The following is a 13,028-nucleotide window of genomic DNA, read 5'->3' on the forward strand; positions in this document are numbered from 1 at the left end:
ACGATAAAGTGAAACCGTTAGTAGTTCGTCTCCTACTAATATTTAGCGAAATTTATCACACTCTGAAAGCAACATCGTGCTGCTTTCACTTGATTAGTGCGTCCAGTGTTCTTTCTCAGTTCCTTCCTGCCTGGTTAGATTGGATAGGTTCAACCAATTTTATCAAAAATCTCTGCATTTAATAGTAGGATTCAATTAAAATCTACATAAAATTAACATTAACAGACTTTTAATATCGTTAATAAGTCGTCAAATGCACCTTTATTACAAAGGATCCAATCACCATGATCTAAGTAATGTAATGGACTACCATTAAAACGTGAAACTTTCAAACCTAATTCCTTCGCAAACACAAGTTGTGCTGCTAAATCCCAAGGTCCCGCTTTGGATGTGGCAAATGCTGCAAACTTACCTGTCATGACATGAATGCTATCAATACCTCCACAGCCAAAATACCGAATATCGAATGATTCCTCTGCTAATCTTTTTAAGCACTCTTTGCCAACCCAGTCTCGAATGTCTGCTGAAACGAGCCCTTCCTGTAAAGAAATCTCTTCAGGACTTGACATTCTTTGGCCATTTAAAAAGGCTCCTTTATTTTCAATTGCATAATATAAATCTTCATTCATAACGTCATAAATATATCCAAGCTTCCCAATGTCATTTTCATAATAAGCGATTAAAATACAAAAATGATCCTGCTGTTTTACGAAGTTAGCGGTGCCATCAATCGGATCGATGATCCATACATGCTTTCGATCATCACTTATTGTTCTTTCTTGCGATTCTTCTCCTATAATTGTATGTGTTGGGTATGAGTCCGAAATTTTTCGAATAAAAAAGTCTTGAACTTGTTTATCGATATTCGTTACAAGATCTTTACGATTTCTTTTTGTTTCAATTGTCACTTCTTTAGATATAGCACTTTTAATGAATGGAACAATCTCCTTTAACCATTCCTCAATTTCATTATGCATTTTTTGTATATGTTCCATCTTATCTCCTCTTTTCCGATGTTAAAAAGCTTACCCATTACTTGGTAAGCTTTAGATTTTCTCTATAGTTATATAATAGACTTGGCCAATCTGTTTGAATCATATCGGCCCCTTTCTCTACAAGCCTTTGCCAGCCGTATTCTGGTCCTTTTATGATAGAAGCATCATCATCAAATTCTGCATATAAAATAGTTTGATCGTCAAGGCGTATCGCATTAACCCAAATGAATAAACCTTTCTCTTTTATCATTTGAATTGTCTCATCTTGGAAAAATGGACTTTTCTGATTTTCTGCAATCATTTCCACTCCAATCATATTAATATTTTTATAAACTTCCATTTCTTCAATTTCAGATAAATGATTAATAATCGGTATAAACGGATATTTTTCTTGGTGAGCATCGAGTATGTTAAGCCAACTTTTGTTAACAGGAGATTTTAATAGAATTTGGCTTTTCATATCATATTGATCAAGAAATGGAAGAAGTGTATCCCAATATTCCCAAGAACGATCAAGATTAATGAGAATGTCACCTTTAAATTCATTCAATACATCTTCCAATTTTTCAACTTTAAAATGAATAAACTGTCCATTGTTATTACGATAATTACATGAATCGATCTCACTCGAATCCATCGTTTTTATATTGCGATCCCGCCCTAATAACCTTTTTTCATTACCGTCATGGAAAATATAAAACTTTCCATCCTTCGAACGAATAATATCAATTTCTAAAATGTCTGCCCCAGATTGAATACCTGCATGAAAAGCAGGAATCGTATTTTCAATAATATTTCCCATGCTGCTTCCTCGATGAACAGCAATTAAAAATGGATTTGTTTTTAGTTTTTCCTTGATGATATTCATAGTAAACCTCTTTTATAATATATTTTTCTTTTTGCTTCCTCTTCCGTATACAAAATAAATAACAATTGCAGAAATAACCATTAAAATCACTGAGTAAACAAAGTTCATCGCCTTCGCATCAATTGACGCAGTTGGATTTGTATTATTTCGAATCACAATGCCTAGTGGTTGATACAATGGATGATATAAAAATACGGTTAAATCATAATCCGCTAATAAACTATTAAAGTTTAAAGCGAGTATCGCTAACGTTGTAGGTAAAACAATTGGTAGAATCACACGAATAAATGTATAGATGGAGCTTGCACCCAAATTTTTAGCTGCATCCTCAAGCGAGCTATCGAACGAGTAATAAGCTGCCTTCAAAATCCGCAATGTAAATGGAATTTTTTCAATGACATAAGCAATCAACAATAAGCTTAATGTCCCTGTCAAAACTATATTTCCGATAATTGGCATTGGTTTATCGAAAGTAATAATTAATCCTAAAGCCATTAATATACCTGGTATTAACCACGGAATATGAAATAAATACTCTAAAGCAGTTGTTAATTTATTGTTGTATTTATGAATGAAACGAGCTATAAATAACATCGCTCCTACTACAAGAAAGGCTGATAATCCTGAATAGATTATACTTATAACAAAAGGTTCATATGCTGATGTGTCGGTTAAGATTTTTGCGTAATTCTCTAAAGTGAAATGTTCCCATGAAAGCATGCCAGTACTGATGCTATATGTATCTGTAAAAGAAAATATAATAACCGCAGCTATTGGCAATACATAAATTGCAAAAAGGACATATGCAAAGAAGTGGACAAAAAAATTGGCAGCCTTATTTTCAATCTTTTGCTTTATGATTTGTGTTTTCACTTTTGAAACAGACATATAAAAGCCTTTTTTCTCAGCTCTCGTGATAAAGTAAAGTAGAACAACTTGGGATATCCCTAAAAAAATCGCTAATAATGCCGCAAGATCTCTGGAACTCATACTATTCGCAAATGTTAAAATCATTGGACTAATCGTTTGAAAATCTTCTCCTCCTACGATCAACGGTGCAGACATCGCACCAAGTCCTGTTGCAAATAACAACACGGATAACGTTGTTAAAACGGGCCTTAATACAGGAAGAACAATTTTGGTGAGAATTACCCAAGGGGATGCTCCCATATTTTTTGCCGCTTCAACTGTTTGATAATCAATGCTTTTAATGGCGTTCGAAAGAAAGATGATATGATTTGTCGTACAAGCAAAAGTCATCACAAACACAACGGCAGGATAGCCAATAAACCAATCTGGATTCAGGTTTGGGAAGATTTCCACTAATAATGTCGTTAAAAACCCTGTATTTCCATAAATAAATTGATATCCAGCTACTAAAATGAGACCTCCATAGATCATGGTCGTAAAATAACCCAATCTTAAAATTTTGGCACCTTTAATATCAAAATAGTCTGTGACTAACACTAGGAAAATTCCAACAATGTTTACAGTGAAGACCAACGTTATTCCTAATAGAAAGCTATTAACTAAACTTTTCATTGCTCTTTCAGATGATAGTAATTTTCGAAATGGCTCTAATGAAAAGGCACCCTCTGCAAAGAAAGTTGTATAAAGAATATTTACATTTGGGAGAATGAGAAAGGCAGTAATGAACCATGTAAGAATAATCCCAACAAGCAAAAGATAGAGCTTATTTTTTATATAAGTGTGTATAAACTTATTCATGATGATTCTCCTAATATTGAAGTATGTCTTTTGGATTTATAAACAAGGTTACTTCGTCGCCCTTAGAATAATGGAAGTCTCCATCTTCTTTCTCAATATTAATTAGATAAGATCCCATAACGTCATATTTATAGTGAGAGTATGTGCCATAAAATTCTTTCGACACTACTTTTGCGTGAAGTGCAACAGAATGTTGATCATTATCCATTACTTTTGTTTTAATCTTTTCAGTACGAATATAAAACTTTTTTGTAGAATCGAATTTACTTCCTGATTTATTTGAAATTTCTTCGATTAATTTCTTGCTGATTGAATTGGCCTCACCAATAAAATTACAAACAAATTCTGTTTTTGACTGATTATAAATTTCTTCTGGTGTACCGACTTGCTCAACAAATCCATTATTAAATACTGCTACGCGATCTGATAATGTTAAAGCTTCCTCTTGATCATGTGTTACATAAACAGTTGTGATTCCTTGTTCGAGCTGTAATTTTTTTAGCTCTTTTCTTAATTGTTTTCTCAACTTAGCATCTAAGTTAGATAATGGTTCATCTAAAACAATGATTTTCGGAGCAAGTGCCAATGCTCGTGCAATCGCTACACGTTGTTGTTGACCACCTGATAATTCAGATACATTTTTCATCAATTTGTCGTCTTTTAAATCTACTACCTTAGCAATTTCTACTACACGTTTTTTAATCTCTTCTTTTTTATAGTTTTGAACCTTCAATCCAAAGGCTATGTTTTCATAAACGGTCATGGTTGGGAATAAAGCATAGCTTTGAAAAACCATTCCAATTTGCCTTTTTTCAATGGGGGTGTTTGTCAGATCCTCTCCATCGACAATAATCCTTCCATTTGTAGGTGTTATAAATCCTACTAATGTTCGCAAAGTCGTTGTTTTCCCACAACCAGACGGACCTAAAAATGTAAAAAATTCGCCTTCTTTTATATCCAGGTTTAAATTCTGTATCGCAACAAAATCATCAAATTTTACTTGTATATCTTGAAAGCTAATCACACGGCTTCCTCCTTCAGCATGAGGCCGTCAAATCTTTTTGGTTCGACGGCATAACCGTTTTTTCTTACTAGGGGGAGTAAGGTAAAACCATTTTCAACTTCAAGCTATCCACTTAAAAGACAGGACTAAACGGAAAGAAGTAGGATTTTTCCGCTCAGTCCTGCCTTGATTAACCATACAGCTAACCAAGGCGCTTCCGCTTTTCAAGTTAAAAGATTTCTAACTCAATTTTTTCTACCCAATCTTCAATATGTTCTGAAATGAACGTGTAATCCATTTCTTGAATGGTTGTGTTTTCACGAATTTGTTTCATTTTGTCTGACGCTTTTTCAATTGCTTTTGTATTGACTGGTAAAGATCCAAATTCTTCGGCCCAAGCACCTTGAACCTCTGCACTACCAAACCAATTAATAAATTCTTCAGCTACTGCAGTATTTTGATCCTTCCCTTTATTAATAATTCCAATTTGCTCAACAGTCGTTGGTACACCTACTTCTGGTGAAACGATGCCAGCCTCAAAGCCAAATTCCTCTTCAATACCAGGTAAACCACTTGAATAGATGAATGAAATTGGTACTTTTCCTGAGGCTAGGTTTGCGTTGGCATCTTCTCCTTCTGGTGTTTTATAACCATTGTCAAAAAATGCCTCGATCCCTTTCCATCCTTCTTCAGATATTCCTAAATCGCCGTTCTTATCTACATGTCTCATTAACATACCGTAGACAACTGCACGATTAGTAGCACCGCCTAAATCACCCGGAACATGGTATTTCCCTTTATATTCTTCATTTTCAATTAAGTCTGTCCAATCTTTAGGTGCTGTTTCTTCTGTATAAACATCTTTGTTATAAATCATAAAAATTCTTTGTTCTACTAGCGGATAATAAAAATTATCTTTGTCGCTAGAACCTTCTGGGATTTCAGCCTTCCATTCTGGTTCAAAAGGAACAAGCAGGTCATTTGTTTTTAACGTTTCAAAATTCATTTGATTTAAACCAAACACAACATCCGCTAAAGGATTATTCTTCTCAGCAACTAATCGGTTTAAAAGATCTCCACCGCCAGCGTCCACTAATTCAAGTTCAAAGCCTGCTTCAGCAGCTTTTTCGGTTAACCACTCTCCACGACCATCAGATAAAGAATTCGAATAAATAACGAGGGATTTCTTTTCATCTTTTGCAGCAACTGATTTTTTATCTGTTGACTCATTACCCATACATCCTGCTAAAATGCTTGCGACCAACATTAATGCCATTACTAGTAGAAATGTTTTTTTTGCTTTCATTGTTCGTCTCCTTTTGAAAATTCATTTACTGTGATGATAGATACATTATTAGTCTTATTACAGCCGTTTGCTGCTTAACGATTTAATTTGGCCTCCTCTACATTTTTGGAACGTGTCAATTTATATTACGATTTCATTATATTTGTGCAAAAAATCACCGTCAATACGATTTACTGTTGTTTAACACTGACTTTACAAAGGTTAACGTTCTTTACAATTCCTTAAATGATTTAAACAACAAATTTCTCACAACCATAAAGACAGCCTTATAGCTTGTTTTAACTGTTTTTTGAATGATTTATACCATTTGAACGTGTCAATTTCCATGAACCATTTCAAATAATAGATTCGATTTTTTCACTTTCCATTACTAGGTTATTTCATAGAATGAAGTAGTCTTGAAGCTAAATACGGAGAAGAGATTTGCAAAAAACCTCTTAACTTTTTAATTGAAAGATTTCCATTTACCAAAGGAAGTTTTGGATGAGTTTCTGGTGTTCTGCAAATTAATGCTTGTAATTTTGGGATTTGGAGAGGAATTGTACGTTTTTTTATAATCACATCTTACCTCCTTGCTGGTTTCACCCGCATTATTCGGTCTTTTTGACTAAAAATCTGCTGAAGATATAGAAATTTTTGAAGCTAGAAAATTGATTTTGCAACTTTGAAGCGGAATCTTGCAACTTTGCTCGATAATTTTGCAACTTTGCTATTTTTTCCAGCATTCGACAAAATCCGAGAGATTTCTAAATTTTCGATTTCTCTGTTTTTTATTAGGTAATATAAAAACGCCGCAAACGCGGCGCTATTCATTCTTTACCTTCTCTTCAGCAATCCATTTACTATACCAGTTTCTTGTTATGAGAAAATCCTTCATAGACTGTTCTAATAACATCTGGTCTGCAAGCTCGCCGATTGGTCCAAATGGAGAGGTGTAATTAAAGGTGTCGATCATCAGCGTTCCATTTTCCTTTTCAACAAACTCATGGACATGATAAAAACGCTTGAATGCCCCTTTTTCCATTTCATCGACAAATCGATTTGAATAATCGAATTCCGTGATGCGAACAGTGAGCCTTTGTTTGATTCCAAAATGGATGGCTTCCCATGTCACCGTTTCGTTCCGATTAATCCACTTGTCACACCAGCGATAGCCCGCTCATTTGTTTGTCCTGCTGATTGAGTATGAATATCAATATCTCGCCAACATCAAAGCAAATGTCGCGCGGTGCATAAGTAAACATATCAGTCTTTATCCCAATCTTAACGGGCAATAAAACTCCTTCAAGATTCAAGATTTGCTAAGAAAATAAGCGGGGGATAACTGCCCGTAATGATCCGATAAGTCTCGCTAACCATCAGTGGGGATGAAGAACCCCCCACTGATGGAAGTCTCGCTTTATGATTGGCACTTTGTTCTTCCTTTTTGCTTTCTTGCTATTCTTTTAAATTAAGCTTTGCCAGGGCATCTGCTAATGCTGAATTGGTAAAGTCATTGTCCTGTTTTTTCATATACTTCGCAACATCACGCTTCGATACCTTACTGTTTTGATTTTTCTTTCGTCGCTCCTGGAAGGTGGACATTTTTTCACGATGGCCGCAGCGGCATACAAAAATTTGCCCTTCACCTTCGCCCCTAAGCTCAAGCTTTTTGTGACAGTTCGGGCAGCGGGCGTTTGTTACTTTAGAGACCCCTTTTCGATAGCCGCATTCACGGTCCTGGCATACAAGCATTTTTCCCTTTTTACCATTTACCTCAAGAAGAAGCTTACCGCATTCAGGACATTTGCTCCCCGTGATATTGTCATGTTTAAATCGTTGATTGCTGTTTTTGATTTCGTTCACTACTTCTTTAGCGTATTGCTTCATTTCATTTAAAAAGGCTTGCTTTGATAAAGAGCCTTTAGAAATCCTTGTCAGCTTTTGCTCCCATTCTGCTGTTAAAACAGGTGATTTCAGCTCCTCAGGCACTAGCTGCAGAAGCTGCTTTCCTTTCGAAGTGATGAAGATCTCCTTGCCTTTCTTTTCAATTAAGAAACTGCTATACAGCTTTTCAATAATATCCGCCCGTGTCGCTACTGTTCCTAGTCCGCCTGTTTCCCCAATGGTTTTAATTAACTCTTTGCTCTCACCAGCCATAAAGCTTTTTGGGTTTTCCATAGCGGAAAGCAGTGTTGCCTCATTAAACCGTGCCGGCGGTTTTGTTTCACCTGTCGTTTTGGTTATAGACGTAATCGACAGCTCATCACCTTTTGCCAAAACAGGGAGGCTTTGCTCATCCTCTTGATCTTCATCTACATAATCGCTGTAAACTTCCTTCCACCCTTGGGCTATGACCCGCTTTCCTTTTGCTGTAAAACGCTCCTCATCAATTTTGGCTGTTACAACGGTTTGCTCATATTGATAAGCAGGGAGCAACACAGCTAAGAAACGTTTGACAACTAAGTCATAAATTTTGCGTTCTTTGTCAGTTAATGCACTTAATGGCACTGATTCCTCTGTCGGGATGATCGCATGATGATCAGATACCTTCGCATCATCAACAAAGGATTTATTTGCTTTAATCGGCTGGTTTAAAATTCTGGCAACTGCCTGTGCATACGGCTTTATTCTGCAAGCTTCAAGCCTGTCCTTTAATGTATCCACAATATCGTTTGATAAATAGCGTGAATCTGTTCGTGGATAGGTTAACACCTTATGCTGCTCATACAGCTTTTGCATGATCGACAGCGTCTCTTTTGCAGAGAAGCCGAAGAGTTTATTGGCATCACGCTGAAGCTCTGTTAAATCATAAAGCGCTGGCGCGTACGCTTTTTTAGGAGATATTTTGATGTCAACAACCGTTGCCGATTTTCCTTTCAGGTTTTTTAGCTTCTCATTAATGATCTGCTCAGTAAAGGTTCTCGAATCATTTGTTTTCGCATCATGCCATGACAGCGCCAATCCATTTGTTGAGATTGCCTTCATCCCATAGTATTTTTTTGGCTTAAAGCTCTTAATTTCCTCTTCACGCTGGGCAATCATCGCAAGGGTCGGCGTTTGCACACGTCCTGATGAAAGCTGGGCATTGTATTTTGTTGTTAACGCACGGGTAGCATTTAATCCAACAATCCAATCCGCCTCTGCTCTTGCAACCGCTGAAGCATATAGGTTTTCATATTCTTTGCCATTTCTAAGCTTGCGAAAGCCTTCTATAATCGCTTTATCTGTGACAGATGAAATCCATAACCGTTTAATCGGTTTGTTCACTCTCGCCTTTTCAATAATCCAGCGGGCAACAAGCTCGCCCTCACGCCCAGCATCTGTTGCAATGACAATCTCGCGTACATCTTTGCGCACAAGCTGAGATTTAACGGCTTGAAATTGCTTACCCGTCTTTTTAATGACCACTAGCTTAAGTGGGGAAGGCAGCATTGGCAAGTCCTCTAAGCGCCATGTTTTATAGTTATCCCCATAGCTTTCTGGATCAGCAAGTGTGACAAGATGCCCAAGCGCCCATGTAACAATATACTGATCTCCTTCTAAAAAGCCATTTCCTTTTTTATGACATTTCAACACTCTAGCCAAATCTCTGCCTACAGAAGGCTTTTCAGCTAGAACGACTATTTTACTCATAATAACATCCTTTCGAAAATCCGGTTTCCTTGTTCTATTATAGGGGTTATTGTACTTGAAATCTAATCCGATTCATTAAAAAGGGAGGTTTTTCTATTGGGGGAACTAACAATTTCCATGTTGAGGGCCAAAATGTATCGAAAAGTCCCTTCAAAAGCTGAAGATCTCCTTATCCAACTTTAATTGAAATAGAAGCTTCCATTGACCTTTTGAAAGGGACTTCTATCGATCCATTCGAAGTAGTACATCTACCTGTCAAAAAGAAGGTTTTCCAATCATGCACTACTTCATTTTATAGAATAATACTTACAATAATTGCTGATAAGACACTTACAAGCGTTGCGCCATACAATAAACGAAGGCCAAATCGAGCAACAACATTTCCTTGTTTTTCGCTTAACCCCTTTACTGCACCTGATATAATACCGATAGACGAGAAGTTAGCAAATGACACTAAGAATACGGATACAATTCCCAACGTTCTTTCACTAAATTGCGAGGCCATATCCGCTAAACTCATCATCGCAACAAATTCGTTTGTCACTAGTTTTGTTGCCATAATGCCTCCTGCTGACACGACCTCCGACGCTGGTATGCCCATAATAAATGCCAACGGGGCAAACACATAGCCAAGTAATTGCTGAAATGTAAGGCCGAACAGCATGTCAAATACATTATCAATTGCAGCCATTAATGCAACGAAACCAAGCAGCATAGCTCCTACGATTATTGCCACTTTAAATCCGTCTAAAATATATTCTCCCAACATTTCAAAGAAAGATTGTTTTTCTTCTTCCACTTCTAAAAAATCTTCTTTTGGATTTACTGTATACGGATTAATAATTGACGCAATGATAAATCCTCCAAATAAATTAATGACAATGGCGGTGACCACGTATCTCGGCTCAATCATAGTCATATAAGCACCAACTATGGACATTGACACTGTTGACATTGCTGAAGCACACAGTGTGTAAAGACGGTTTGCTGGCAGGTGATCTAATTGTTTTTTAACCGTAATAAATACCTCAGATTGTCCAACAATTGCTGAAGCAACTGCATTATAAGATTCTAGTTTTCCCATCCCGTTAATTTTACTGAGTACAAACCCAATCCATCTCATCACGAAAGGCAGGATTTTAACATACTGAAGTATTCCAATTAATACTGAAATAAACACAATTGGAAGTAAAACCGTAAGAAAAAATGGCTGAGATCCTTCATTTGCTATCCCGCCGAAAACAAACTCTACCCCTGAATTTGCGTATTGAAGAAGTTTGTTAAATACATTCGCAATTGCATTAATAATAATAAATCCAAACTTTGTATTTAACAGGAGGGCTGCTAGAAGCAGCTGAATGACAACCATAAAAATCAATGGTTTATATTTAATTTGCTTGCGATTATTACTTGCTATAAAGGCTAACCCAAAAACGATGATTAAACCTAAGATTCCCAATAAATATTTCATAATCTCCTCCAAATAGTTAATATTATTATTTTTGTAAAACTTTCAAAAATAATACCCTAGCAGCAGCTCATTGATCACTTTGATAAGAAAAGTGCAAGGCCTATGCTTCGGAGCTAGACATAAAAACTAAGTGCAAAAAATCGCCGTTTCAGTTAGCGAAAATGATTTATCGAACAGACTAGCTTCCATTAAGCAAACCTACACTAATTTCTTTTGTAATCGGACGTCTGACTTCTATTCTCAACACCTCACGAAATAATTGGTCATTCTATTGATATATATATTTTAGATGTAAGATGTCTAACAACAATTGTAATTATAATCATACTTCATTGAATATGTAAACCCTTTCTCCCTTTTTGTTTAAATGGAAAATTTGGGGTAAAGTTAACAAACATAACCTTCATCTATTTCCAGTAGCACTTTGCCTAAAACAATAGTAGAATGAGGCAAGATACTGTTTTTACTCTTGGAGGGTTTAGAAAAAATGAGTCTACTTTCAATCGATAATCTCAGCCATAGCTTTGGTGATCGCACTTTATTTAAAGATGTTTCGCTTCGCCTATTAGCAGGTGAACGCGTCGGTCTTGTTGGTGCGAATGGTGTTGGGAAATCTACTTTAATGAACATTATTACAGGGCAGCTTATTTACGACACGGGCCGTGTCGAATGGACTCCAGGAGTTCGTTATGGCTACCTTGATCAACATACGGTTTTAACAAAGGGAAAAACAATTCGCGATATTTTAAACGATGCCTTTTTACCGCTTTTTGAGCAGGAGAAGGAATTAAATATGGTAACAGAAAAAATGGCTTCAGCAACACCTGAAGAGCTTGAGGACCTGCTTGAGGAAATGGCAAAAATTCAGGACCGTTTAGATGCTGGCGGATTTTATTTATTAGATATGAAGGTGGAGGAAACGGCCAGGGGTTTAGGACTTGATGCGATCGGCCTTGATCGTGATGTTTCCGCACTCAGCGGCGGCCAGCGCACAAAGGTTCTACTTGCAAAGCTATTGCTTGAACAGCCTGATGTACTCTTGCTGGATGAGCCGACAAACTATTTAGATGTTGAGCATATTCGCTGGTTGAGCAACTATTTGAAGGAATATCCTTATGCCTTTCTATTAATCTCTCATGATACTGAATTTATGAATAGTGTCTCCAATGTCATCTTTCATTTAGAATTTTCTAAGCTGACGCGCTATACGGCAACCTATGAAAAATTCCTTGAGCTTGCAGAGATTAATAAAAACCAGCATCTGCAAGCCTATGAAAAACAGAAGGAATTTATTAAAAAGCAAGAGGATTTTATTGCTAAAAACAAAGCGCGCTACTCTACTACTGGACGTGCGAAGAGCCGACAAAAACAATTAGATCGACTTGAGCGAATTGACCGTCCGGAAACAGCGATTAAACCAACATTTGAATTTAAGGAATCAAGAGGCAGCAGCCGTTATGTGTTTGAAGCAAAGGATCTGGAAATTGGCTATGACCGACCACTGTTGCCTAAGCTTACGATGACAATTGAGCGCGGTGATAAGATTGCCATTGTCGGCTGCAACGGAATAGGAAAATCAACACTGCTAAAGACGATTCTTGGTAAAATTGAGCCATTAGGCGGAACAACCAATCGCGGTGATTTCCTGTATCCAGCATATTTTGAACAAGAGGTGAAAGCCGAAGCGATTACGCCGATTGATGATGTATGGAATGCCTTTCCACATCTTGATCAGCACCAGGTTAGAGCACTTCTAGCACGCTGCGGCTTAAAAAATGAACATATTTCCCGTCCGCTCACACAATTAAGCGGCGGCGAGCAAGCAAAGGTTCGCCTATGCAAATTGCTAATGAATGAAAGCAACTGGCTGTTATTTGACGAGCCGACAAACCACCTTGATGTTGTTGCAAAAGAAGAGCTAAAACGCGCAATCAAAGCCTATAAAGGAACAGTTGTCCTTGTCTGCCATGAACCTGATTTTTATGAGGATTGGGTAACAAAGGTTTGGGATATTGAGGAATGGGCGGAGAAACAATAGGTTT

The 13,028-nt window shown here is 37.0% G+C and carries 10 protein-coding genes; 1 reads left to right on the forward strand and 9 read right to left on the reverse strand.

All coding sequences use genetic code 11. The features are described 5' to 3' along the window. Positions 1-218: 218 nt before the first annotated feature. The 9 genes from ACSVDH_RS29050 to ACSVDH_RS29090 all read right to left on the reverse strand — a co-directional run bounded on the left by ACSVDH_RS29050 (position 219) and on the right by ACSVDH_RS29090 (position 10,986). Positions 219-995, reverse strand: coding sequence for an inositol monophosphatase family protein (locus ACSVDH_RS29050; RefSeq protein WP_439252476.1), 777 nt, complete (start codon positions 993-995; stop codon positions 219-221). 37 nt (positions 996-1,032) lie between these two features. Beyond that, positions 1,033-1,863: a glycerophosphodiester phosphodiesterase family protein gene (locus ACSVDH_RS29055; RefSeq protein WP_439252475.1), complete on the reverse strand. Its 831-nt coding sequence runs from the start codon at positions 1,861-1,863 to the stop codon at positions 1,033-1,035. Between the two features lie 12 nt (positions 1,864-1,875). Continuing rightward, positions 1,876-3,591 carry an ABC transporter permease gene (locus ACSVDH_RS29060; protein ID WP_439252474.1) on the reverse strand — a complete coding sequence of 572 codons (1,716 nt, stop codon included), beginning with the start codon at positions 3,589-3,591 and terminating at the stop codon, positions 1,876-1,878. Between the two features lie 10 nt (positions 3,592-3,601). Next, a complete protein-coding gene (locus tag ACSVDH_RS29065; protein ID WP_439252473.1) occupies positions 3,602-4,615 on the reverse strand; it encodes an ABC transporter ATP-binding protein in 1,014 nt (337 codons plus the stop codon). A 208-nt stretch (positions 4,616-4,823) separates the two neighbouring features. Next, positions 4,824-5,900, reverse strand: a complete 1,077-nt coding sequence (locus ACSVDH_RS29070) for an extracellular solute-binding protein (RefSeq protein ID WP_439252472.1) — start codon at positions 5,898-5,900, stop codon at positions 4,824-4,826. Between the two features lie 375 nt (positions 5,901-6,275). Further along, positions 6,276-6,461, reverse strand: a complete 186-nt coding sequence (locus ACSVDH_RS29075) for a hypothetical protein (RefSeq protein WP_439252471.1) — start codon at positions 6,459-6,461, stop codon at positions 6,276-6,278. A gap of 244 nt (positions 6,462-6,705) precedes the next feature. Then, positions 6,706-7,014 (reverse strand): SRPBCC family protein, encoded by a 309-nt coding sequence (locus ACSVDH_RS29080; RefSeq protein WP_439252470.1) that lies wholly within the window; start codon positions 7,012-7,014, stop codon positions 6,706-6,708. Positions 7,015-7,337: 323 nt separating this feature from the next. Further along, the gene (locus ACSVDH_RS29085; protein WP_439252469.1) at positions 7,338-9,515 is read right to left on the reverse strand and encodes a DNA topoisomerase III; all 2,178 of its coding nucleotides are present in this window, start codon (positions 9,513-9,515) and stop codon (positions 7,338-7,340) included. A gap of 292 nt (positions 9,516-9,807) precedes the next feature. After that, positions 9,808-10,986: a NupC/NupG family nucleoside CNT transporter gene (locus ACSVDH_RS29090; protein ID WP_439252468.1), complete on the reverse strand. Its 1,179-nt coding sequence runs from the start codon at positions 10,984-10,986 to the stop codon at positions 9,808-9,810. A gap of 487 nt (positions 10,987-11,473) precedes the next feature. On the opposite strand from ACSVDH_RS29090, the gene ACSVDH_RS29095 reads away from it, so the two are divergent. Next, the gene (locus ACSVDH_RS29095; protein ID WP_439252467.1) at positions 11,474-13,024 is read left to right on the forward strand and encodes an ABC-F family ATP-binding cassette domain-containing protein; all 1,551 of its coding nucleotides are present in this window, start codon (positions 11,474-11,476) and stop codon (positions 13,022-13,024) included. Positions 13,025-13,028: the final 4 nt, after the last annotated feature.

This window comes from Metabacillus sp. Hm71 (genome assembly GCF_051842955.2).
Taxonomy (GTDB): domain Bacteria; phylum Bacillota; class Bacilli; order Bacillales; family Bacillaceae; genus Metabacillus.

Coding starts and splice junctions, on each gene's coding strand:
- ACSVDH_RS29050 (WP_439252476.1), bottom strand. CDS start 995: ATGGAACATATACAAAAAATGCATAATGAAATTGAGGAATGGTTAAAG.
- ACSVDH_RS29055 (WP_439252475.1), bottom strand. CDS start 1,863: ATGAATATCATCAAGGAAAAACTAAAAACAAATCCATTTTTAATTGCT.
- ACSVDH_RS29060 (WP_439252474.1), bottom strand. CDS start 3,591: ATGAATAAGTTTATACACACTTATATAAAAAATAAGCTCTATCTTTTG.
- ACSVDH_RS29070 (WP_439252472.1), bottom strand. CDS start 5,900: ATGAAAGCAAAAAAAACATTTCTACTAGTAATGGCATTAATGTTGGTC.
- ACSVDH_RS29085 (WP_439252469.1), bottom strand. CDS start 9,515: ATGAGTAAAATAGTCGTTCTAGCTGAAAAGCCTTCTGTAGGCAGAGAT.
- ACSVDH_RS29090 (WP_439252468.1), bottom strand. CDS start 10,986: ATGAAATATTTATTGGGAATCTTAGGTTTAATCATCGTTTTTGGGTTA.
- ACSVDH_RS29095 (WP_439252467.1), top strand. CDS start 11,474: ATGAGTCTACTTTCAATCGATAATCTCAGCCATAGCTTTGGTGATCGC.